The sequence below is a fragment of the Stenotrophomonas maltophilia group sp. P373 genome, assembly GCF_053295075.1.
This window is the reverse complement of record NZ_CM129994.1, coordinates 2982748-3003100: the sequence shown is the minus strand read 5'-3', so window position 1 is coordinate 3003100 and position 20353 is coordinate 2982748. Positions and strand designations below refer to the sequence as shown.

Annotated in this window: 19 protein-coding genes, 1 tRNA gene and 1 pseudogene; 17 read left to right on the top strand and 4 right to left on the bottom strand. The window is 66.4% G+C overall.

Annotated features, from left to right (window positions below; genetic code table 11):
- Positions 1 to 48: 48 nt before the first annotated feature.
- The 7 genes from infB (at position 49) to ACSYHF_RS14025 (ending at position 8896) form a co-directional block, all read left to right on the top strand.
- On the top strand, positions 49 to 2697 hold the full coding sequence (gene infB / locus ACSYHF_RS14055; protein ID WP_053499259.1) for a translation initiation factor IF-2: 2649 nt from the start codon (positions 49 to 51) through the stop codon (positions 2695 to 2697).
- Between the two features lie 132 nt (positions 2698 to 2829).
- Positions 2830 to 3213 (top strand): 30S ribosome-binding factor RbfA, encoded by a 384-nt coding sequence (gene rbfA, locus ACSYHF_RS14050; protein WP_447575744.1) that lies wholly within the window; start codon positions 2830 to 2832, stop codon positions 3211 to 3213.
- Positions 3214 to 3321: 108 nt separating this feature from the next.
- Positions 3322 to 4230 carry a tRNA pseudouridine(55) synthase TruB gene (gene truB / locus ACSYHF_RS14045; RefSeq protein ID WP_134972535.1) on the top strand — a complete coding sequence of 303 codons (909 nt, stop codon included), beginning with the start codon at positions 3322 to 3324 and terminating at the stop codon, positions 4228 to 4230.
- A gap of 173 nt (positions 4231 to 4403) precedes the next feature.
- Complete coding sequence (gene rpsO / locus ACSYHF_RS14040) at positions 4404 to 4664, top strand: 30S ribosomal protein S15 (RefSeq protein WP_414604308.1); 261 nt, start codon at positions 4404 to 4406, stop codon at positions 4662 to 4664.
- 151 nt (positions 4665 to 4815) lie between these two features.
- Complete coding sequence (gene pnp, locus ACSYHF_RS14035; RefSeq protein ID WP_053499253.1) at positions 4816 to 6924, top strand: polyribonucleotide nucleotidyltransferase; 2109 nt, start codon at positions 4816 to 4818, stop codon at positions 6922 to 6924.
- 279 nt (positions 6925 to 7203) lie between these two features.
- Positions 7204 to 8394, top strand: a complete 1191-nt coding sequence (locus ACSYHF_RS14030; protein ID WP_447575743.1) for a glycoside hydrolase family 18 protein — start codon at positions 7204 to 7206, stop codon at positions 8392 to 8394.
- 97 nt (positions 8395 to 8491) lie between these two features.
- Positions 8492 to 8896: a VOC family protein gene (locus tag ACSYHF_RS14025; RefSeq protein WP_005417880.1), complete on the top strand. Its 405-nt coding sequence runs from the start codon at positions 8492 to 8494 to the stop codon at positions 8894 to 8896.
- Between the two features lie 24 nt (positions 8897 to 8920).
- Here ACSYHF_RS14025 and ACSYHF_RS14020 read toward each other — a convergent pair whose 3' ends face one another.
- The 3 genes from ACSYHF_RS14020 to ACSYHF_RS14010 are packed head-to-tail and all read right to left on the bottom strand — an operon-like array spanning position 8921 to position 11050.
- A complete protein-coding gene (locus tag ACSYHF_RS14020) occupies positions 8921 to 10480 on the bottom strand; it encodes a PepSY-associated TM helix domain-containing protein (protein ID WP_447575742.1) in 1560 nt (519 codons plus the stop codon).
- A gap of 10 nt (positions 10481 to 10490) precedes the next feature.
- A complete protein-coding gene (locus ACSYHF_RS14015) occupies positions 10491 to 10754 on the bottom strand; it encodes a hypothetical protein (protein ID WP_049413666.1) in 264 nt (87 codons plus the stop codon).
- Entirely contained in the window at positions 10754 to 11050 is a 297-nt protein-coding gene (locus ACSYHF_RS14010) for a hypothetical protein (RefSeq protein ID WP_005410439.1), read from the bottom strand. Before ACSYHF_RS14010 ends, ACSYHF_RS14015 begins: the two co-directional genes overlap by 1 nt.
- 429 nt (positions 11051 to 11479) lie before the next feature.
- On the opposite strand from ACSYHF_RS14010, the gene thrS reads away from it, so the two are divergent.
- The 9 genes from thrS to ACSYHF_RS13965 all read left to right on the top strand — a co-directional run bounded on the left by thrS (position 11480) and on the right by ACSYHF_RS13965 (position 19274).
- Positions 11480 to 13381, top strand: a complete 1902-nt coding sequence (gene thrS / locus ACSYHF_RS14005) for a threonine--tRNA ligase (RefSeq protein WP_005417872.1) — start codon at positions 11480 to 11482, stop codon at positions 13379 to 13381.
- Between the two features lie 48 nt (positions 13382 to 13429).
- A complete protein-coding gene (gene infC, locus ACSYHF_RS14000) occupies positions 13430 to 13972 on the top strand; it encodes a translation initiation factor IF-3 (protein WP_080104334.1) in 543 nt (180 codons plus the stop codon).
- Between the two features lie 266 nt (positions 13973 to 14238).
- A complete protein-coding gene (gene rpmI / locus ACSYHF_RS13995) occupies positions 14239 to 14436 on the top strand; it encodes a 50S ribosomal protein L35 (RefSeq protein WP_005410436.1) in 198 nt (65 codons plus the stop codon).
- 11 nt (positions 14437 to 14447) lie between these two features.
- Positions 14448 to 14807 carry a 50S ribosomal protein L20 gene (gene rplT / locus ACSYHF_RS13990; RefSeq protein WP_005410435.1) on the top strand — a complete coding sequence of 120 codons (360 nt, stop codon included), beginning with the start codon at positions 14448 to 14450 and terminating at the stop codon, positions 14805 to 14807.
- 193 nt (positions 14808 to 15000) lie between these two features.
- Complete coding sequence (locus ACSYHF_RS13985; protein ID WP_005417865.1) at positions 15001 to 15996, top strand: phenylalanine--tRNA ligase subunit alpha; 996 nt, start codon at positions 15001 to 15003, stop codon at positions 15994 to 15996.
- 87 nt (positions 15997 to 16083) lie between these two features.
- A complete protein-coding gene (gene pheT / locus ACSYHF_RS13980) occupies positions 16084 to 18465 on the top strand; it encodes a phenylalanine--tRNA ligase subunit beta (RefSeq protein WP_447575741.1) in 2382 nt (793 codons plus the stop codon).
- A 27-nt stretch (positions 18466 to 18492) separates the two neighbouring features.
- On the top strand, positions 18493 to 18792 hold the full coding sequence (locus tag ACSYHF_RS13975; RefSeq protein WP_005410432.1) for an integration host factor subunit alpha: 300 nt from the start codon (positions 18493 to 18495) through the stop codon (positions 18790 to 18792).
- Positions 18773 to 19129 carry a MerR family transcriptional regulator gene (locus tag ACSYHF_RS13970; protein WP_005410431.1) on the top strand — a complete coding sequence of 119 codons (357 nt, stop codon included), beginning with the start codon at positions 18773 to 18775 and terminating at the stop codon, positions 19127 to 19129. Before ACSYHF_RS13975 ends, ACSYHF_RS13970 begins: the two co-directional genes overlap by 20 nt.
- A gap of 68 nt (positions 19130 to 19197) precedes the next feature.
- Positions 19198 to 19274, top strand: a tRNA-Pro gene (locus ACSYHF_RS13965).
- An 81-nt stretch (positions 19275 to 19355) separates the two neighbouring features.
- Here the strand turns inward: ACSYHF_RS13965 and ACSYHF_RS13960 are convergent.
- A complete protein-coding gene (locus ACSYHF_RS13960) occupies positions 19356 to 19829 on the bottom strand; it encodes a tyrosine-type recombinase/integrase (protein WP_005417861.1) in 474 nt (157 codons plus the stop codon).
- A 19-nt stretch (positions 19830 to 19848) separates the two neighbouring features.
- On the opposite strand from ACSYHF_RS13960, the pseudogene ACSYHF_RS13955 reads away from it, so the two are divergent.
- Positions 19849 to 20351: pseudogene (locus ACSYHF_RS13955) on the top strand (hypothetical protein).
- The last annotated feature ends 2 nt before the right edge of the window (positions 20352 to 20353 follow it).

Here is a 20353-nt window from a genome sequence, read left to right as displayed (position 1 = left end):
GCGCCACCTCCAGATGCGGGGGGGCGCCCACAAGATCATAGGATCCGAATGTCGCAGCAAACCACCATCCGCAAGCTTGCCGAACTGGTCAACACGCCGGTCGAAAAACTGCTGGAACAGCTGGCCGGTGCCGGCATGAAGTTCAGCGGTCCCGACCAGGTCGTGACCAGCTCCGAGAAGGTAAAGCTCCTGGGCTTCCTTCGTCGTTCGCACGGCAAGCCCGAGCAGGCCCCGGAAGAGACCGATCAGTCTGCAAAGAAGATCACGCTCAACCGCCGGAAGCAGCAGGAAGTGACGGTCAATTCCGGTCGCAGCAAGACGACCGTGAATGTCGAGGTGCGCCAGAAGCGTACCTACGTCAAGGATGGTGCTCGCGCCATGACGCCGGACGAAGAGCGCGCCGACATCCTGCGCAAGCTGGAAGAGTCGCGTGCGCGCAACCTCGCCGAACAGCAGGCCCTGGCCGAGAAGGATCGTCTGCGCGACGAGGCCATCGTCCGTGCCCGTGAGGAAGAGGCTGCCGCCAAGGAACGCGCCGAGGCCGAGAAGAAGGCTGCCGAGGAAGCTGCGGCTGCGGCCAAGGCGGCCGAGGCACTGGCCGCCAGCAAGCCCAAGCGTGCTCCGATCGACGAAACCGCGCCGCGCCCGCCGCGCGCCCCGGCCGCCGCCCCGGCTGCGCCGCGTGGTGCTCCGCCGCCGCCGCCGCGCAACGACGAGCGCAACAACCGCAGCGCGCCGCGCAACGAGCGTGGCCCGGGCGACCGCTTCGCCGGCCAGATGCACCTGTCGGCCGCCGACCGTGCGCGTCGCGGCAACAGCAACAACAGCAATTCGCGTGGACGTCCGGGTGGCCGCAACCAGTCCGGTGGCCGTCGCGACATGTCGCGTGGTGGCAACAATGCCGGTCCGCACGCGTTCGAACGCCCGACCGCCCCGGTCGTGCGTGAAGTCGCGATCGGCGAGACCATCACCGTGGCCGACCTGGCGCAGAAGCTCGCGCTGAAGGGCGGCGAGGTGGTGAAGGCGCTGTTCAAGATGGGCGTGATGGCGACCATCACCCAGTCCATCGACCACGACACCGCTGCGCTGGTGACCGAAGAACTCGGCCACAAGGCGATCCGTGCCAACGACAACGATGCCGAAGACGCGCTGCTGGCTTCGACCGGTGAAAACCAGGGCGAAGCCGTGCAGCGCCCGCCGGTGGTCACCATCATGGGTCACGTCGACCACGGCAAGACCTCGCTGCTGGACTACATCCGCCGCACCAAGGTTGCCCACGGCGAAGCCGGCGGCATCACCCAGCATATCGGTGCCTATCACGTCGAAACGCCCAAGGGCGTCATCAGCTTCCTGGATACCCCGGGCCACGCCGCGTTCACCTCGATGCGTGCCCGCGGTGCCAAGCTGACCGACATCGTGGTGCTGGTGGTTGCTGCCGACGACGGCGTCATGCCGCAGACCAAGGAAGCGATCCAGCACGCCCGTTCGGCGGGTGTGCCGCTGATCGTGGCGATCAACAAGATCGACAAGTCCGGTGCCGACCCGATGCGGGTCAAGAACGAGCTGCTCTCCGAGCAGGTCGTGGCCGAAGAGTTCGGTGGTGACATCCAGATGGTGGAGATCTCGGCCAAGACCGGCCTGGGCATCGACGACCTGCTGGACGCGGTGTCGGTGCAGGCCGAACTGCTGGAACTGAAGGCCGTCGACGAAGGCCGCGCCTCGGGCGTGGTGATCGAATCGTCGCTGGACAAGGGCCGCGGCCCGGTCGCTACGGTGCTGGTGCAGCAGGGCCGCCTGAAGAAGGGCGACTACCTGGTGTGCGGTATCCAGTACGGCCGCGTGCGTGCGCTGTTCGACGAAACCGGCAAGCAGCCGGAGTTCGCCGGCCCGTCGATCCCGGTGCAGGTCCTGGGCCTGTCCGGTGTACCGGAAGCCGGAGACGACTTCGTGGTGGTCGAGGACGAGCGCCTGGCCAAGGATGTTGCGCAGCAGCGTGAGACCAAGCGCCGTGAGTCGCGCCTGGTCGCCACCGCTGGCAGCCGCATGGAAGACATCATGGCGACCCTGGGCAAGGGCGAGGGCCAGCAGGTTCTCAACCTGGTCATCAAGGCCGACGTGCAGGGTTCGGTGCAGGCCCTGAGCCAGGCACTGGTCGCGCTGTCCAACGAAGACATCCGCATCAACGTGATCCACTCCGGCGTCGGCGGCATCACCGAATCGGACGCCAACTCGGCGGCTGCTTCGAAGGCCACCGTCATCGGCTTCAACGTGCGTGCGGATGCTTCGGCCCGTCGCATCATTGAATCCAACGGCGTCGACCTGCGTTACTTCTCGATCATCTATGACGTGATCGATCAGGTGAAGCAGGTGGCATCCGGTCTGCTGGGCGTGGAGATCCGCGAAGAGATCATCGGTATCGCCGAGGTCCGCGACGTCTTCCGCAGCTCCAAGCTGGGCGCCGTTGCCGGCTCGATGGTCATCGAGGGCGTGGTCAAGCGCAACAAGCCGATCCGCGTGCTGCGCGACAGCGTGGTGATCTTCGAGGGCGAGCTGGAATCGCTGCGTCGCTTCAAGGAGAACGTCGAGGAAGTCCGCAACGGTACCGAATGCGGTATCGCGGTGAAGGCCTACAACGACGTCAAGCCAGGCGACCAGATCGAGTGCTTCGAGCGTATCGAAGTGCCGCGCACCCTGTAATGCTGCAAGGTGGCCCGACCAACGGTCGGGCCCTACCATGTACCTGTAGCGCCCGACCGTTGGTCGGGCGACAATCGAATCAAAGGTAGCGCCCGACCGTTGGTCGGGCGACAACTGAACCAAGAGCTGCTCGTGCCCAAGGCTTTCCATCGAACCGACCGTGTCTCCGCCCAGCTGCGCCGTGAACTCGGCACCCTGGTGCACAACGCCGTGCGCGAGCACGGGTTGCCCTCGGTGAGCGTGTCCGACGTGGAAATCACCCGCGACATGGCCCATGCCAAGGTGTTCGTCACCGCCCTGATGCCGGAACGCTCGGCTGAAGCCGTGGCCGGCCTGAAGGAGCTGGGCTACCGCCTGCGCATGGACCTGGCCCGTGCGATGAAGCTGCGCCACGTGCCGGAGCTGCATTTCCACTACGACGATTCGGTCGACCGTGGTGAGCACATCGACAACATCCTGCGCGACCTGCCCGATACGCTGGCCGCGGAGAAGCGTCGCGAGAGCGACGAAGAATAAGCTAGCGCCGGGCCCATGCCCGGCGTCTTTTCATTCTGACCGTGCGAGGCCGGACGCTGGCCGCGCTTCGCGCTCGCCGGGCATGGCCCGGCGCTACCCGTATCTGTCATGACCCGAATTCAGTTCCGCCGCCTGGATGGCATCCTGCTGCTCGACAAGTCGACCGGCATGAGCTCCAACGCCGCCCTGCAGGTGGCGCGCCGCCTGTTCCGTGCCGAGAAGGGGGGCCACACCGGCAGCCTCGACCCGTTGGCCACCGGCCTGCTGCCGCTATGCTTCGGCGAGGCGACCAAGATCGCCGGCCTGCTGCTGGGTTCGGCCAAGGCGTACGATGCCGAGATCGTGCTCGGCCAGACCACGGATACCGATGATGCCGAGGGCCAGGTGCTGCTGCAGCGTCCGGTGCCGGCGATCAGCGCCGAGGCCCTGCAGGCTGCGCTGGCACCACTGACGGGGAACATCCGCCAGCGGGCGCCGATCTATTCGGCGCTGAAGCAGGGCGGTGAACCGCTGTATGTGAAGGCCCGCCGCGGCGAGGCCATCGAGGCCCCGGAGCGCGAGGTCCAGGTGCACGCCATCGAGGTACTCGAGCAGCAGCCGGAACGGCTGCGGCTGCGCGTGACCTGTGGCTCCGGCACCTACATCCGCAGCCTGGCACGCGACCTTGGCGAACGCCTGGGCTGCGGCGCCCATATCAGTGCGCTGCGCCGGCTATGGGTCGAGCCGTTCCGTGAACCGGTGATGGTCACCCTGGACCAGCTGCGGGTGATGGCCGAGGCCGGCGACGAGGCGGGCATGGACGCGCTGCTGCTGCCGCTGGCGGCCGGCCTGGCCGAGTATCCGCGGGTTGACCTCGACGCCGCCCAGGCTCACCGTTTCTGCGTCGGCCAGCGCCAGCGTGACATGTCCTGGCCGCATGGCCTGGTGGCCGTGTTCGGTCCGGACGATGCTGTCCAGGGCCTGGGCCAGGTCGACGACAGTGGCCTGCTGGCCCCGCAGCGCCGTTTCAACCTCTGACCGGGGCAGGGTGGTTCAGCCCCGGTCCTTGTCCCGGAAGCCCCTGGCCGTTACAATTTCGCGGCCGTTTTCCGGCAACCTGCCTCCCGCAGGTTTCATCCTCGTAGTCCACGGCGAGCCTGGCGGTGCGCGAAGCGCGTTCCTGCCGGCCACGCATCACAGAGAAAAAAGAAATGTCGATCGACACCCAGAAGGTCATTGAAGACAACAAGCGCAGCGTCGCTGACACCGGCTCCCCGGAAGTCCAGGTTGCCCTGCTGACCGCCCGCATCGAACTGCTGACCGGCCACTTCAAGACCCACAAGAAGGATCACCACAGCCGCCGCGGCCTGCTGCAGATGGTCAACCGCCGTCGCAGCCTGCTCGACTACCTGAAGAAGAAGGACGTCGAGCGTTACAAGGCCCTGATCGAAAAGCTTGGCCTGCGTCGCTAAGCAACGAATCCCCCGCGGCGCAGCGATGCGCCGCGGTTTTGTTTTGTAGCACCGCAATCCCCGATTCAGGCCGGAACGATCCGGCCACCCGCTGGCGGCAAGGGTCGCCGACGGTCCAAATTCGCAGACAGCATCCCCAAGGACACCCTCCGTGGCAAAAATCACCAAAACCTTCCAGTACGGCAAGCACACCGTCACGCTTGAGACCGGCGAAGTCGCCCGCCAGGCCAGCGGCGCGGTCATCGTCAAGATGGACGACACCGTACTGCTGGTCACCGCCGTCGCCGCCAAGAGCGCGCGCGAAGGCCAGGACTTCTTCCCGCTGACCGTCGATTATCAGGAAAAGTTCTACGCCGGCGGCCGCATCCCGGGTGGTTTCTTCAAGCGTGAAGGCCGTGCGACCGAGAAGGAAACGCTGATCTCGCGTCTGATCGACCGTCCGATCCGTCCGCTGTTCCCGGAAGACTACAAGAACGAAGTGCAGATCATCGCCACGGTCATGTCGCTGAACCCGGACGTGGACGGCGACATCCCGGCCCTGATCGGCGCCTCGGCTGCCCTGGCCCTGGCCGGCACCCCGTTCATGGGCCCGATCGGCGCTGCCAAGGTCGGCTACAAGAACGGCGAGTACATCCTGAACCCGACCGTCAGCGAACTGGCTGACTCGCAGCTGGAACTGGTCGTTGCCGGTACCTCCAACGCCGTGCTGATGGTCGAATCCGAAGCCGCGCTGCTGTCCGAAGACGTGATGCTGGGCGCCGTGACTTTCGGTCACCGCGAAATGCAGAAGGTCATCAACGCGATCAACGAGCTGACCGTCGAAGCCGGCACCAAGCCGTCGACCTGGGAAGCCCCGGCCAAGAACGACGCGCTGATCTCCGCGCTGAAGGAAGCCATCGGCCCGCGCCTGGGCGAAGCCTTCCAGGTGCGCGACAAGCTGCAGCGCCGTGACGCCATCTCGGCGATCAAGAAGGACGTGTTCGAAGCCCTGGCGGGCCGCGTGGCCGCCGAAGGCTGGAACCCGGCTGAGCTGTCGAAGGAATTCGGCGAGCTGGAATACCGCACCATGCGTGACTCGGTGCTGGACACCAAGGTCCGTATCGACGGCCGTGCGCTGGACACCGTCCGCCCGATCGCCGTGAAGACTGGCGTGCTGCCGCGTACCCACGGTTCCTCGCTGTTCACCCGCGGCGAAACCCAGGCCATCGTGACCATCACCCTGGGCACCGCCCGTGATGGCCAGGTCATCGATGCCGTTGCCGGTGAGTACAAGGAAAACTTCCTGTTCCACTACAACTTCCCTCCGTTCTCGGTGGGCGAGTGCGGCCGCATGATGGGCCCGAAGCGCCGCGAAATCGGCCACGGTCGTCTGGCCAAGCGCGGCGTGCTGGCTGTCATGCCGTCGCTGGAAGCCTTCCCGTACACCATCCGCGTCGTCTCGGAAATCACCGAGTCGAACGGTTCTTCGTCGATGGCGTCGGTCTGCGGCTCGTCGCTGGCCCTGATGGACGCCGGCGTGCCGGTGAAGGCACCGGTGGCCGGTATTGCCATGGGCCTGGTCAAGGAAGGCGACCGTTTCGTGGTCCTGTCCGACATCCTGGGTGACGAAGATCACCTGGGCGACATGGACTTCAAGGTGGCCGGTACCGCTGAGGGCATCTCCGCCCTGCAGATGGACATCAAGATCGAAGGCATCACCGAAGAGATCATGAAGCAGGCCCTGCAGCAGGCCAAGGCTGGCCGTCTGCACATCCTGGGTGAAATGGCCCACGGCCTGACCGCTCCGCGTGAGGAGCTGTCGGACTACGCGCCGCGCCTGCTGACCATCAAGATCCACCCGGACAAGATCCGCGAAGTGATCGGCAAGGGTGGCTCGACCATCCAGGCCATCACCAAGGAAACCGGCACCCAGATCGACATCCAGGACGACGGCACCATCGTCATCGCGTCGGTCAACGCCATCGCTGCCCAGGCCGCCAAGGCCCGCATCGAGCAGATCACCTCGGACGTCGAGCCGGGCCGCATCTACGAAGGCAAGGTCGCCAAGATCATGGACTTCGGTGCGTTCGTTACCATCCTGCCGGGCAAGGACGGCCTGGTCCACGTGTCGCAGATCTCCAGCGAGCGCGTCGAGAAGGTCGGCGACAAGCTGAAGGAAGGCGATGTGGTCAAGGTCAAGGTGCTGGAAGTCGACAAGCAGGGCCGTATCCGCCTGTCGATGAAGGCCGTCGAAGAAGGCGAAGGCGCCAGCGCCGAATAATCGGTACTGCTGATCGTGCGGTGGTGAGGACCGTTGGTCCTCACGCTTTCGCAAATGAAAAAGCGGGCTTCGGCCCGCTTTTTCTTTGCCTCGATGTTGTGAAGGGAAGCTCATCCAGGTCGCTGCATGTCCTGCTGCAGTGCATGATCGCCGCCACGCGGCCATCGTTCTGTCACGGTTGCACGGATCGCACCTGTCCATGGGACGACATGCCGCGACATCCGCACCACAGCCCCATCGGTTTGCTAACGTGACGGCGCCTTTGAACCGGGAGATCCCATGTTCCGCCAGATCGTGGCCGTCCTTGCCGTGCTGATTGCCGGTGCCCTGCCCATTGCCGCGCACGCAGCGCCCGCACAGCCGCCGATCTTCGGCGCCTACTACCCTGGCGGATCGGCCGAGCGCTATCCGGTGTCGAGCATTCCGGCCGAGCGCCTGACCCACCTGTTCTACGCGTTCTCCACCATCGAGGACGGCCGCTGCACGGTCGGTGCGGAAGCGCCGAAGAATTTCGCCGCACTGGCCGAACTCAAGAAGGCGCATCCGCACCTGCGCACGCTGATTTCGATCGGTGGCTGGGGCGCGGGTGGATTCTCCGATGCAGCGCTGACCGAGGCCAGCCGCAGGCGCCTGGTCGATTCGTGCATGGCGCTGTTCTTCGAACGCCATGCCGGCAGCTTCGATGGCGTGGACATCGACTGGGAATTCCCGGTCAGTGGCGGACCGAAGGAGCTGGCGCATCGCCCGCAGGATCGCGCCAACCTGACCCGGCTTGCGCAGTCCTTCCGTCAGGCACTCGATGCACGCGGTCGCAAGGTGGGCCAGCCGATGCTGCTGACCGCCGCGTTGGCCGCCGGCCGCCTGCAGACTGACGGTCCCTATGATCCAGCGGCGAGCTACGACCTGCCGGCGCTGGCCAGGGTATTCGATTTCATCAACCTGATGAGCTACGACATGGGCACCGGCTTTTCGTCGGTGTCGACCTTCAATGCGCCCTTGCATGAAGTGCCGGCCGATCCGCTGGCGCCGGAGCTGCGCCGCTGGAACAACGTGGCCGGCGCCGTGCAGTACTACCGTGAACATTGCGTGCCGGCCGACAAGCTGGTGCTGGGCGTGCCGTTCTACGGGCGCGGCTTCAAGGTCACCGGCGATGCACCGGACGGCCTGTATCAGCCCTACAGTGCACCGGCCGATGCCGGCGACTGGCGGGTGATCAAGGCGCGCTATCTCGACCAGCCGGGTTGGACCAGGCACTGGCAGCCGCAGGCGCAGAGCCCGTGGCTGTACAACGCCGGGCAGAAAATCCTCATCAGCTATGAGGACCCGCGTTCGATCGGCCTGCGTGCGCAGTTCGCCCGCGAGCAGGGCCTGGCCGGAGTGTTCATGTGGGAGCTGACCGGTGACGACGATCAGGCCAGCCTGCTCAACGCCATGCTCGGCCCGTGGCAGAAGGCTCGCATCGGCGATTGAGCACCGGGTGGCGCCGGCCGATGCCCGGCGCCATGCTGCAACGCCAGCGACCCGACACCGCACAGTGCGATGACGCCGGCGGCGCTACGCTTTGCGCATGATCCATCTCGAACGCCTGGACCACCTGGTTCTCACCGTCGCCGACATCGAACGCAGCTGTGACTTCTACCAGCGCGTGCTCGGCATGCAGGTCGTACGCTTCGGCGCGGGACGTAGCGCGCTGCAGTTCGGCCAGCAGAAGATCAACCTGCATCCGGCCAATGCGCCACTGCAGCCGCATGCGCTGCGACCCACGCCGGGGAGTGCCGATCTGTGCCTGGTCACGCGCACAGTGATGGTCGATGTGCTGGCACACCTGCAGGCGCAGGCCATTGTGGTGGAGGAGGGGCCGGTCGCGCGTACCGGTGCGCTGGGACCGATCGAATCAGTGTACTTCCGCGACCCGGATGGCAACCTGATCGAAGTGAGTCGTTACCCGGGCGAAGAGCGCCCGCAGCGGTAGCGCCGGCCCGTGTCCGGCGACGCTTCAGTTCGCCCAGACGCTGTTCGGATCGCCGTTGCGGGCGCGGCGCTGGCTGGCGACGGCCAGGCGGGCGAAGCCGAAGGCCATGGCCAGCGCGATGGCATCGATCCAGAACAGCGGCCACTGGCCACGCGCGGCGGCGCGCCACAGCCAGTCACCATTGAGTGCACCGTGCAGGACCGGCACCAGTGCAGTGCTGATCGCTGCGGCCCACAGCAGTTCGCGCGCGGCCTGCGCGGGGCGGCGCAGTGCAGCCCACAGCGCACAGGCTGCCCAGCTGCCGAAGCAGGCCCAGCGGATGCCGTGGTCGACCGCCGACGGTGCCAGCCGCTCCAGCACCAGTGCGGTGACGAACGCGACCGAGATCGCCACGCACAGGCCGATGCACACCCCGACCGTGGCCCGCGCCATGTTCACACCGGCACGTGGCTGTTGTGGCTGGCGACGCTTGCGCCGCGACTCGATCCACAGCAGGTTGCCGGAGTAGAACAGGAACGCACCGCCGAGGCCGAGCAGGAAGTACAGCCAGACCACCACGCCGTTGCCGAACTCACCGAAGTGCAGCGCGTAGGCGGCGCTGAGCGTGGCGTGGTTGGCGTCGCGCTGGCCCGGCAGCTGCGACGCGAGCAGGTTGCCGGTGGCGACGTCCAATGCCACGGCACCAAGCGGGCCGAGGGTGCCACTGGCCTCGCCGGTGATCTCGATCGTGGCGTTGGCATCGCCGCCATTGGCCAGCTTCAGGTAGGCCGGTTCAAAGTTGGCCACGCCCTGCGCGCGGGCCACTTCAAGTGCGCGCGCATGCAGCACGCGCAGGCTGCCCGGTGGTGCCGGAATCCCGCTGGCATCGCGCACCGGCGCAGTGTCCATCGCGGTCGGTACCGCTTGCAGCGCCTTGCCGTCGTAGATCAGCGGATTGAGCAGGGCCATCTGCACGAACACCAGGCACAGCAGGGCGCCCGTGACTGCGAACATCAGGTGGAAAGGCAGGCTGAGCACGCCGATCACGTTGTGCGCGTCCTGCCACAGCTGCTTCAGGTTGCGGCCCGGGCGCAGCGCGAACAGGTCGCCGAACAGCCTCGGCAGGTGGATCACCAGGCCGCTCAGCAGCGCCATGCCATACAGCAGGCTGACGATGCCCATCACATAGATGCCGGCCACCGGCAGGCCGAGGCTGTAGTGCAGTTCGTTGACCAGTTCTGCCAGTCCGGTCTGCGGCGGCGCGGGGCTGCCGGCGATCTGGCCCGGCCAGGCGTAGCGCCAGCTGCCTTCATCGGCCTGCCAGTACGCCAGGGGCTGCGGGTGTTCGGTACCGGGGAAGGTCATGCCAACGTGGCGGCGGGCCTCCGGGTGTGTCGCCAGTACGTCTTCCAGCAGGTACTGCGCATCGTCCAGGCCCGCCGGCAAGGCGGTGGCTGCGCCCGGGGTCTGCCACAGCGGCAAGTCGTGATGGAACAGGGTCAGCGCACCCGCATAGAAGGCCACGAAAAGGCCGAAGCCGGCGACCAGGCCGACCCAGGTGTGCAGGGTGGTGAACGTGCGCAGCGTCTGCGAACTGAACTTCATGGGGGAGCTCTCATTGCACCGCGCCGGTCAGGCGCAGCAGCCCGAGCACGGCGAAGCCGGCCGCGGCGCTGCCACCCAGAACCAGCCAGGCGCGCAGTGCGCTGCGGAAGCTGAACGCCCACAGGGCGGCCAGCATCCATAACGGGATGAAGGCGATCAGGGTCGGCACCAGTGCGCGCTGCCACGGGCCGGGCGGCAGCCAGGCCAGCAGGCCGGTAGCGGCGGCCGCAAGCAGGAAGCCAGCGATGATGCCGGCGAAGGCGCGCGGCCACATCAGGGTGACTCCGTGCCCGGGCGATGCCAGGCGGCCAGCGCCGGCAACAGCATCGCAGCGAGCATCCAGGTGCACAGCATCGCCACCAGGCCGGCAGCGAAGCCGAGTTCGGCCATCCACAACCACAGGGCAGCAGCGGCGGCGACCAGGCCGATCTGGCGGCCGAGACGACCGGCACGGCGCAGGCGGGGCCAACGGCAGTGCGGCGAGGCGGCATAGAAGGCCAGTGCCGAAAACATCGCTGCCAGCATGCCCAGGCTGCAGAAGCCCAGGGTGGAAAGGCCGACGGTGATCATTGCGGGCGGGCGCCGCGGCAGTGGGCCGGCGAACGCGGGGCACGGGCGGGGCCGGCGGGAGCCGGTCGGAGCGGGTGGCGCATCACGAGGTCCTGGGGGGAAGCGGGCAGGCTGGCACGGGGCGGGCTGCGCGGACATGGTAATCATCGCGTTTTCACGCCGCCAGCGCCGGCCATTCAGCGGACCGCACGGCAGCCCTTGGGCTTTCCGGTGCGCTGGTTTAAGATCGTCGCAGACTCCTGACTGGAACAAGGTGGCCCGCGCCCAGCGCCGGCCGAGCGTGCGACATGAGTACTACCACCGCCCACTGTTGACCTGCCCCCGAAGGCCCTGTGTTCCAGGCGCCCTCGCGGCGCTTTTTTATTGCCCGGGCCGCGGCCCGGGAACGCTTTCCAGCCCGCCCCGCGGGCCCCGCACGAAGCCACTGCGATGATCAACATTACCCTTCCCGACGGCAGCCGCCGCGAGTTCGAAAATCCCGTCAGCGTCATGGACGTCGCCCAGTCGATCGGTGCCGGCCTGGCCAAGGCCACCATCGCCGGTTCCGTCGATGGCGTGCTGGTCGATGCCAGCGACGTCATCGACCACGATGCCAGCCTGCGCATCATCACCGCCAAGGACGAGGAGGGCGTGGAGATCATCCGCCACTCCTGCGCCCACCTGGTCGGCCACGCCGTCAAGCAGCTGTACCCGGACGTGAAGATGGTGATCGGCCCGGTGATCGCCGAGGGCTTCTACTACGACATCTATTCCGAGCGCCCGTTCACGCCGGACGACATGGCCGCGATCGAGAAGCGCATGGGTGAACTGATCGCCCAGGACTACGACGTCATCAAGAAGATGACGCCGCGCGCCGAGGTGATCGAGATCTTCAAGGCCCGTGGCGAGGACTACAAGCTGCGCCTGATCGAAGACATGTCCGACGACATCCAGGCGATGGGCATGTACTACCACCAGGAATACGTGGACATGTGCCGGGGCCCGCACGTGCCGAACACGCGCTTCCTGAAGGCCTTCAAGCTGACCCGCATCTCCGGCGCCTACTGGCGCGGCGACGCGCAGAACGAGCAGCTGCAGCGCATCTACGGCACCGCCTGGGCTGACAAGAAGCAGCTGGAGGCGTACATCAAGCGCATCGAGGAAGCCGAGATGCGCGACCACCGCCGCATCGGCAAGCAGCAGGACCTGTTCCACCTGCAGGAAGAAGCCCCGGGCCTGGTGTTCTGGCACCCGAAGGGCTGGGCACTGTGGCAGGTGGTCGAGCAGTACATGCGCAAGGTCTACCGCAGCAGCGGCTACGGCGAAGTGCGCTGCCCGCAGATCCTGGACGTGAGCCTGTGGAAGAAGTCCGGCCACTGGGACAACTACCAGGACAACATGTTCTTCACCGAATCGGAGAAGCGCACGTACGCGGTCAAGCCGATGAACTGCCCGGGCCACATCCAGGTGTTCAACCAGGGCCTGCACAGCTACCGCGACCTGCCGATCCGCTACGGTGAGTTCGGTTCCTGCCACCGCAACGAGCCGTCCGGCGCGCTGCACGGCATCCTGCGCGTGCGTGGTTTCACCCAGGACGACGGCCACGTGTTCTGCACGGAAAACCAGATCGAGTCGGAAGTGACGGCCTTCCACCAGCAGGCGCTGGCGGTTTACCGGCACTTCGGCTTCGACGAGATCCAGATCAAGATCGCGCTGCGTCCGGAGTCGCGCCTGGGTGACGACGCCACCTGGGACAAGGCCGAAGGCGCGCTGCGCTCGGCGCTGACCGCCTGTGGCGTGGAATGGCAGGAGCTGCCGGGCGAGGGTGCCTTCTACGGCCCGAAGATCGAGTACCACCTGAAGGACGCGATCGGCCGTACCTGGCAGCTGGGCACCATGCAGGTCGACTTCATGATGCCGGGCCGCCTGGGCGCCGAGTACGTGGACGAGAACAGCCAGAAGAAGCACCCGGTCATGCTGCACCGCGCCATCGTCGGCTCGATGGAGCGCTTCCTGGGCATCCTGATCGAGCACCATGCCGGCCAGTTCCCGGCCTGGCTGGCACCGACCCAGGTGGTGGTGGCCAACATCACCGACGCCCAGGCCGACTACGTCTCGGGCGTGACCAAAACCCTTGCGGAGCAAGGCTTCCGCGTCAGCTCGGATTTGCGTAACGAGAAGATCGGCTATAAAATCCGCGAGCATACGTTGCAGCGCGTGCCCTACCTGCTGGTCATCGGTGACCGCGAGAAGGAGAATGGGGCTGTGGCGGTGCGTACGCGTTCTGGCGAAGACCTGGGCAGCATGAGCCTGCAGGCCTTCATCGAGCGGCTCCAGGCCGAGGGCGCGTAAGCAAAGGTCCGGTCCGGGCGCACAGGCACCCGGACCGGTTCGATACCCTTGGGAGAACGTAATATCAGCACCCCTGACAACAAACAGAACCGCAAGAATCAGGAAATCCGTGTGCCGCGCGTCCGCGTGATCGGCAGTGACGGAGAAATGATCGGCGTGTTGTCGCGCGACGAAGCGCTGTCCATGGCCGAAGATGAAGGCCTGGACCTGGTCGAGATCCAGCCGCAGGCCGATCCGCCGGTCTGCAAGATCATGGACTTCGGCAAGTTCAAGTTCGAAGCGCAGAAGAAGGCCAGCGAGGCCAAGAAGAAGACCAAGCAGGTCGAGATCAAGGAAGTGAAGTTCCGTCCGGTCACGGACGAGGGCGACTACCAGATCAAGCTGCGCAAGATGCGCGGGTTCCTTGAAGAAGGCGACAAGATCAAGGTCAACATCCGCTTCCGTGGCCGTGAAATGAGCCACCAGGAACTGGGTCGTGAAATGGCCAACCGGATCGAGGCCGATCTGGGCGAGGACATCGTCATTGAATCCCGTCCGCGCCTGGAAGGGCGTCAGATGGTCATGATGATCGCGCCGAAGAAGAAGACCTGAGGCCGGACGGGCCGCCTTCCGGGGCGCCTGGCTGAATGGTTCAGGATAAAGGGGCGCCGCTGGCGTCCCTTTGCTTTTGCAGGATGCCGGTGAAGTGCCGGCGAAAGGGCTGCAGGGGCTGGTGGCAGGGCGGTTTTGCCTGTATCATGCCCGGCTCGACCCACCCAGGACGGGTCGTACGCCGATCATGGCAGGACGGAAAGAGCGGCCCAGGCCGCCGCCAGATCAGTCAGAAACCAGGGTCATATCCCATCAAGGACATTGCAATGCCCAAGATCAAGACCAACCGGGCAGCGGCCAAGCGTTTCCGCAAGACCGCCTCGGGCAAGTACAAGTGCGGCCACGCCAACCGTAGCCACATCCTCACGAAGAAAGCGACCAAGCGTAAGCGTAATCTGCGTCAGACGGGCCATGTCCGTGCAGAAGACGCAGGCCGTCTGGACCGCATGCTCCCTTACCTCTGAGGAACTGAAAAATGGCACGAGTTAAGCGTGGCGTACAGGCGCGTCGCCGCCACAAGAAGATTCTGGATCTCGCCAAGGGCTATTACAACGCCCGTCGCAAGGTCTTCCGCGTCGCCAAGCAGGCGGTCATCAAGGCACAGCAGTACGCCTACATCGGCCGTAAGCAGAAGAAGCGCAACTTCCGTTCGCTGTGGATCACCCGTATCAATGCGGCTGCCCGCATCAACGGCCTGAGCTACAGCCGCTTCATGAACGGCCTGCTGAAGGCTGGCATCACCCTGGATCGCAAGGTCCTGGCTGACATCGCCGTGCACGACGCAGCCGGTTTTGCTGCGCTGGCCGAAAAGGCCAAGGGCGCGCTGGCGGCATAAGTCCTTCCCGATGCCGTAACCGTTCACTCGGAACGGTGTCAGGTCAAGGCAATGCATGGGGAAGGGCGCAAGTCCTTCCCCATTCTTTTTTGGGTTCCGGCGAGGCCATGGCGGCAGCGCGGGGACGGCGGTGGCGACAGGGGTCGGCCCTTCGCGCATCGCGATGGCAGATCGACTGGAGTTCCGGCCCCCCATGAGCGACATCCAATCCCTCACCACCCAGGCGCTGGCCGATGTGGCCGCCGCACAGAGTCCCGACGTGCTGGAACAGCTGCGCGTGGCCCTGCTTGGCAAGAGTGGCAGCATCACCTCGCAGCTCAAGCAGCTCGGCGCCCTGCCGGCGGACGAGCGCAAGGCCGCTGGTGAAGCGATCAACCAGGCCCGCGACGCGCTGACCCGCGCGCTGGGCGAGCGCAAGGCGCTGCTGGAGGACGCGGCGCTGGATGCGCGCCTGGCCGCCGAAGCCATCGACATCACCCTGCCGGGCCGCAACGGCGACCGTGCCGGCCTGCACCCGATCACCCGCACCCTGGAGCGCATCACCGGCATTTTCGGCCGGCTGGGCTACGAGCTGTCGGAAGGGCCGGAGATCGAGGACGACTGGCACAATTTCGAGGCGCTGAACTTCCCGCCGCACCATCCGGCGCGCGCCATGCACGACACCTTCTACTTCGGCGACGGCCGCCTGCTGCGCACGCACACCTCCGGCGTGCAGGTGCGCTACATGGGCGACCACGCGCCGCCACTGCGCATGATCGCCGCCGGCAAGGTGTACCGCAGCGACAGCGACCAGACCCATTCGCCGATGTTCCACCAGGTGGAAGGCCTGCTGGTGGACGAGCATTCGACCTTCGCCGACCTGAAGGGCACGCTGGCCGAGTTCGTGCGCGCGTTCTTCGAGCGCGACTTCGAGATGCGCTTCCGCCCCAGCTATTTCCCGTTCGTGGAGCCGGGCGCGGAAGTGGACATTGCCTGGCAGCAGCCCGACGGCAGCACCCGCTGGCTGGAAGTGCTGGGCTGCGGCATGGTCCATCCGAACGTGCTGCGCAACGTCGGCATCGATCCGGAGCGCTACACCGGCTTCGCGTTCGGCATGGGCGTGGAGCGTTTCGCGATGCTTCGTTACGGCGTCAACGATCTGCGCGCGTTCTTCGAGAACGACGTGCGATTCCTGAAACAGTTCGCGTAAGCCGCAACCATGTAGAGCCGAGCCATGCTCGGCTGCTCCTAAATTCGCAGGCCCAGGCGCATGCGCCGGGCCCACCAGGGTGACACCATGAAATTCTCCGAAAACTGGCTGCGCAGCCATGTCCCGACCGGCGCCTCGCGCGATGAACTGAGTGCAGTGCTGACCGCCATCGGCCTGGAAGTGGAAGAAGTGACCGCGCTGGGCGAAGGCCTCGATCACGTGGTCGTGGCGCGCATCGTCGAGGCCGTGCGCCATCCCGAAGCTGATCGCCTGCAGGTGTGCAGGGTCGATGCCGGGCAGGGCGAACTGCTGCAGATCGTCTGCGGCGCACCGAACGCGCGCCCGGGCCTGGTCGCGCCGCTGGCCATGGTGGGTGCGCAGATCGGCGAGCTGAAGATAAAGCCGGCCAAGCTGCGCGGCGTCGAGTCCAACGGCATGCTGTGCTCGGCCAAGGAGCTGGGCCTGGACAACGATGCCTCCGGCCTGCTGGAGCTGCCCGATGACGCGCCGGTCGGCCAGGCCCTGGTCGACTACCTGGGCCTGCCGGACGCCAGCATCGAGATCAAGCTGACCCCGAACCGCGCCGACTGCTTCAGCCTGCGCGGCATCGCCTATGACGTCGCCGCCGCCACCCGCAGCGAAGTGCTGGACTTCGCTGCCGAGGCCATTCCGGCAGTCGGCAGCCGTGAGCTGAGCATCCAGCTCGACGCCGGCGCCGAAGCGCCGCGTTACCTGGGCCGTGTCATCGAGGGCGTCAACGCCGCCGCCAAGACTCCGTTGTGGATGGCCGAGCGCCTGCGCCGCAGTGGCGTGCGTCCGGTCTCGCTGCTGGTCGACATCACCCAGTATGTGATGCTGGAGCTGGGTCAGCCGATGCATGCCTACGACCTCGGCACCCTGCAGGGCAGCATTGCCGTGCGCCGTTCGCGCGCGGGCGAGACGCTGAAGCTGCTGGACGGCCGCGATGCCGCGCTGGACGACAGCTTCCTGGTGGTCACCGACGCCGATCGTGCGATCGGCCTGGCTGGCCTGATGGGCGGCTTCGACACCCGTGTCACCGACGCAACCACCGCCGTGTTCCTGGAAGCCGCGCACTTCGCGCCGGCTGCGATCATGGGCCGTGGCCGCAAGCTGGGCCTGCACACCGATGCCGGCCACCGCTTCGAGCGCGGCGTCGATCCGGCGCTGCCGCGCATCGCGATCGAGTACGCCACTCGCCTGGTGCTGGACCTGGCGGGCGGCACCCCGGCGCCGGTTACCGAGGCCGTGCGTGAAGCCGATCTGCCGCAGCCGGCAACCATCGTGCTGCGCCGCGCCCGCATCACCCGCGTGCTCGGCATCACCATCGACGATGCGGAAGTCGAGCGCATCCTGCGCGCGCTGGGCATGGACGTGCTTGCTGCTGCCGACGGCTGGCAGGTGGTCGCGCCGAGCCGCCGCTTCGACATCGCCATTGAAGAAGACCTGATCGAAGAGCTGGCCCGCATCCACGGTTACGAGCAGATCCCGACCACGCTGCCGGGCGGTGCCGCCCGCGTGGCGATGCCGAGCGAGACCCAGCTGGACGCGCTGAGCGTGCGCCGCCAGCTGATCGCCCGTGACCAGCAGGAAACCGTCAATTTCGCCTTCGTCGACGACGCGCTGCTGGCCCAGTGGCAGCTGCGCGACGGCCTGGTGCCACTGGCCAATCCACTGTCGGCCGAACTGGCGGTAATGCGTCCGTCGCTGCTGCCGGGCCTGGTCGCCACACTGGGCCGCAACGCCGCCCGCCAGCTCGGCCGCGTGCGCCTGTTCGAGCTCGGCCGCGTGTTCGCCCAGCAGGCCGGAGATGGCCAACCGGCACCGCTGGAAACGCCGCGCGTGGCGGCAGCTGTCTGCGGTGACGCGCAGGCGGTGCAGTGGGGCCTGCCGACTCGCAAGGTCGACTTCCATGATCTGAAGGGCGACCTGGAATCGCTGGCGGCTGCCAGTGGTGCGGTACTGGAGTTCCGCCCGTCGGCCCGTGCCTACGGCCACCCGGCGCGGTCGGCCGAGGTGTACCGCGATGGCGTGGCGATCGGCTGGATCGGCCAGATCCACCCGCGTCTGGCCAAGGCGATGGATATCGAGGCCGATGTCTACGCCTTCGAGCTGGATCTGGAACCGCTGACCGCCCGTCGCCTGCCACGTGCCGGCGAGCTGTCGCGCTTCCCGGCGGTGCGTCGCGACCTGGCGTTCCTGGTGCCTGAACAGGTGGCCTGGGCCGATCTGGCGGCGACCGTGCGCCAGGCCGCCGGCCCGCTGCTGCGCGACCTGAACCTGTTCGACCGTTACGTCGGCCAGGGCGTCGAGCCGGGATTCAAGAGTCTCGCTATGGGCTTGATTTTGCAGGACAAGTCGCGCACTCTGACGGACCGCGACGTGGATGCGGTGGTGGCCGAGGCGGTCACTGCCATCGAGCGTGAACACCACGCCCGGATCCGCGGCTGAGCGGGCGGCACTCGGGGGTAGCAGGCAATGGCATTGACCAAGGCGGAGATGGCGGAAAAGCTGTTCGACGAAGTCGGTCTGAACAAGCGGGAAGCCAAGGAATTCGTCGACGCGTTTTTCGATGTGCTGCGTGAAGCATTGGAACAGGGACGTCAGGTGAAGCTGTCGGGCTTCGGTAATTTCGATCTGCGGCGCAAGAACCAGCGCCCGGGTCGCAACCCGAAGACCGGCGAGGAAATTCCGATTTCCGCCCGTACGGTGGTCACCTTCCGTCCGGGCCAGAAGCTCAAGGAGAGGGTGGAAGCTTATGCTGGATCCGGGCAGTAATCGCGAACTACCGCCGATCCCGGCCAAGCGCTACTTCACCATCGGTGAGGTCAGCGAGCTGTGCGACGTCAAGCCGCACGTCCTGCGCTACTGGGAAACCGAGTTTCCCAGCCTTGAGCCGGCCAAGCGCCGAGGCAACCGCCGCTACTACCAGCGCCATGACGTGCTGATGGTGCGGCAGATCCGCAGCCTGCTGTACGAACAGGGCTACACCATCGGTGGTGCACGCCTGCGCCTGGATGGTCCCGATGCCCGCGAGGAATCGGCGCTGAGCAACCAGATCATCAAGCAGGTGCGCATGGAGCTGGAAGAAGTGCTGCAGTTGCTGCGCCGCTGATCCAATTTCCATCGTAATCCGCTATACTTCACGGCCCGCCGCACTGGCGGGCACATCGCAGCATCAGTCGGGGCGTAGCGCAGCCTGGTAGCGCATCTGCCTGGGGGGCAGAGGGTCGTCGGTTCGAATCCGGCCGTCCCGACCAAAAGCAGCGATAGAACAAGGGCTTGCGCCATGCGGTGCAGGCCCTTTTTCGTTGTGCACCCTATTACCCCCTATCGCCACCCTATCGAGGTAGCGCGATACCCGTGGTGACCGGCTGCCACGGCGCTTCATGGCCACCCAGGTAATGCTCAGTCATCGACGCGTTGCCGTGTCCCATCAGCGCTTGAATCTGTTCCGTGGTCCAGCCCGCATCGCGCAGCAGCGCACCGCCCAGGCTGCGGATCTCATGGAATGTTGGCGGTGCTTCGCCACCCACGCCGGCAGCATCGCGTGCCTTTGCGAACGCACGCGACAGCTGCTCGGGCAGCACCTGCGTGTGGTGCGCTCGGTCCTTCGCGCGCTTGTCGCTGGGCCTGGCCTTTTCCGGCAGGCGGTGGATCACGAACGGCGAAACCACGTCATCGCGGCACCTGGCCAGCAGGTCGAGCAGCGGCCCGGCCACGGCGATCTGTAGTCGAACGTTCGTCGAGCCCTCGGTTTTCGACGGCACTACCCACAGGTGGCCGTCGCGCACGTCGGCAAACTTCACCGTCACCAGCCGTATCCTTCCGGCCATGCGTTCTTCCCACGGCTTCCGCACCGCCCCAATCCCCTCTGGCTGGGTCCAGACCGGCGAGCGCTGGGCGCTTTGGTACAACGGCCGCGAGACGGCCAGCGTCACGCCCGACGGTGGTCCCGGGGGCCGGCTATGGATGGAAGGCCAGAAGATGTGGCAGGTGAAGGAAGTGCGCGCGGCCAACGTCCGGCAGGCGAAGCGGTACGCCGAGCGCTGGTGCGCGGCCAGGCTGTATCCCGATCTTCCCCTGCGCCAGGCGGTCGCCCGGCTGACCGACAGCACTCCGATCCAGCCCGAGCCGCCGCTGCCAGGCCTGCCGCCAACCCGTGAGCAGCAGCAACAGGCCCGGCGTCTGGCCGAGGCCGGGCGGTTGGAACTGGCGCGGATCAAGGAAGCGCTGGAACCGCGCCAACCGCCGAAGGAGACCAAGCCCAGGCGAGGGATCCGATGAAGGCGTGGGTCAAGGCAGGTAGAGAGCAGCTGTCCCGCGCTCGAATCTGATC

Excerpts from the sequence above, each read along its gene's own strand:
- truB (WP_134972535.1), top strand. The coding sequence starts at position 3,322 with ATGACCCGAATTCAGTTCCGCCGCCTGGATGGCATCCTGCTGCTCGAC.
- rpsO (WP_414604308.1), top strand. The coding sequence starts at position 4,404 with ATGTCGATCGACACCCAGAAGGTCATTGAAGACAACAAGCGCAGCGTC.
- ACSYHF_RS14025 (WP_005417880.1), top strand. The coding sequence starts at position 8,492 with ATGATCCATCTCGAACGCCTGGACCACCTGGTTCTCACCGTCGCCGAC.
- infB (WP_053499259.1), top strand. The coding sequence starts at position 49 with ATGTCGCAGCAAACCACCATCCGCAAGCTTGCCGAACTGGTCAACACG.
- thrS (WP_005417872.1), top strand. The coding sequence starts at position 11,480 with ATGATCAACATTACCCTTCCCGACGGCAGCCGCCGCGAGTTCGAAAAT.
- ACSYHF_RS14030 (WP_447575743.1), top strand. The coding sequence starts at position 7,204 with ATGTTCCGCCAGATCGTGGCCGTCCTTGCCGTGCTGATTGCCGGTGCC.
- ACSYHF_RS13975 (WP_005410432.1), top strand. The coding sequence starts at position 18,493 with ATGGCATTGACCAAGGCGGAGATGGCGGAAAAGCTGTTCGACGAAGTC.
- rpmI (WP_005410436.1), top strand. The coding sequence starts at position 14,239 with ATGCCCAAGATCAAGACCAACCGGGCAGCGGCCAAGCGTTTCCGCAAG.
- ACSYHF_RS13970 (WP_005410431.1), top strand. The coding sequence starts at position 18,773 with ATGCTGGATCCGGGCAGTAATCGCGAACTACCGCCGATCCCGGCCAAG.
- ACSYHF_RS14015 (WP_049413666.1), bottom strand. The coding sequence starts at position 10,754 with ATGTGGCCGCGCGCCTTCGCCGGCATCATCGCTGGCTTCCTGCTTGCG.
- ACSYHF_RS14010 (WP_005410439.1), bottom strand. The coding sequence starts at position 11,050 with ATGATCACCGTCGGCCTTTCCACCCTGGGCTTCTGCAGCCTGGGCATG.
- pheT (WP_447575741.1), top strand. The coding sequence starts at position 16,084 with ATGAAATTCTCCGAAAACTGGCTGCGCAGCCATGTCCCGACCGGCGCC.
- ACSYHF_RS13985 (WP_005417865.1), top strand. The coding sequence starts at position 15,001 with ATGAGCGACATCCAATCCCTCACCACCCAGGCGCTGGCCGATGTGGCC.
- ACSYHF_RS14020 (WP_447575742.1), bottom strand. The coding sequence starts at position 10,480 with ATGAAGTTCAGTTCGCAGACGCTGCGCACGTTCACCACCCTGCACACC.
- rplT (WP_005410435.1), top strand. The coding sequence starts at position 14,448 with ATGGCACGAGTTAAGCGTGGCGTACAGGCGCGTCGCCGCCACAAGAAG.